At 64.0% G+C, this 1,278-nt stretch carries 2 protein-coding genes; both read left to right on the forward strand.

The features are described from left to right. Positions 1 to 430, forward strand: a 430-nt coding sequence (locus tag BZK31_RS20315) for an EfeM/EfeO family lipoprotein (RefSeq protein ID WP_167378064.1), incomplete at its 5' end; no start/stop codon positions are given. 35 nt (positions 431 to 465) lie between these two features. Then, on the forward strand, positions 466 to 1,278 hold an 813-nt coding region (locus tag BZK31_RS20320), incomplete at its 3' end, for a Dyp-type peroxidase (protein ID WP_157900768.1).

A 1,278-nucleotide genomic window follows, 5' to 3' on the forward strand; every position in this document is an offset into this window, starting at 1 on the left:
CCAGCGTCTGCAAGCCGATGTCACCCAGCTCAAGCAACAACTGCTGGCGCAGTCACTGGCACCCGAACAACTCGCTGCCATCGTCACCCGCACGATGCACAGCCTGGCCGACGTGCGCAGCAACGGTGAAGAAGAACGTTACAGCCACAGTGACCTCAACGGGTTTGCCGCCAACCTGGACGGCACCCGCAAAGTTGTCGATCTGCTGCGTCCGCTGCTGAGCAAAAGCGCAGGCCAGCAACTGGAAAACATCGATGCGGCGATGGCCGATCTGGACACCACGCTCGATGCGCTGCAAACCGACGCGGGCGGTTACCGACCTTACGATCAGGTCGATGCCGGTCAGCGCAAGCAGATTGCAGAGAAGGCCGCAGCCTTGGCGGACGCGTTGAACGGCATCGACGCCGCACTTGGCTTGTCCGACCTCTGAACCGAATCCGAACATCAGGAGCACAGCACTGCATCATGAAAACTCCAGACGCCAACAACGCCCCTGCTTCGATTCAGCGCCGCCGCGTCCTGATGGGCCTCGGCGCTGCCGGCGCGGCGCTGGCCGGCAGCAGCCTGAGCGGCAACGTGCTGGCCGCTGCGCCCGCGCAAGTGACCGAAGCGCCGAACAGCGACAAGACTGAAGACCGTAACGCGTTCCACGGTCTGCACCAGACAGGTATCGTCAATCCACGCCCGGCTGCGGGCATGTTCGTCGCGTTCGACGTGCTGGCAGCCGACCGTGAAGACCTGGAGCGGCTGTTTCGCACCCTGAACGAGCGCATCGCCTTCCTGATGACCGGCGGGCCGGTGCCGGATGTCGATCCGAAACTGCCGCCGCTGGACTCCGGCATCCTCGGACCGGTCGTCACGCCCGACAACCTGACCATCACTGTGTCGGTGGGCGAGTCGCTGTTCGATGAGCGCTTCGGCCTGACCGAGGTGAAGCCCAAGCGCCTGAGCCGCATGGTCGGCTTTCCCAACGATGCGCTGGAGCCTGCCAGTTGCCACGGCGACCTGAGCATCCAGTTCTGCGCCAACACCGCCGACAGCAACATCCATGCGTTACGTGACATCGTGAAAAACCTGCCGGACCTGCTGCTGGTGCGCTGGAAACAGGAAGGCACCGTGCCGCCTCAAGCTCCGAAGAAGCCCGGTCAGCCGCCGGAGAGCGCGCGCAATTTTCTGGGTTTCCGGGACGGCTCGGCCAACCCGGATTCCAACAACCGGAAAACCATGAACGAGCTGGTCTGGGTGCAACCGGGCAGTGACGAACCGGCCTGGGCGGCC

The organism is Pseudomonas floridensis (genome assembly GCF_002087235.1).
Classification (GTDB): Bacteria; Pseudomonadota; Gammaproteobacteria; order Pseudomonadales; family Pseudomonadaceae; genus Aquipseudomonas; species Aquipseudomonas floridensis.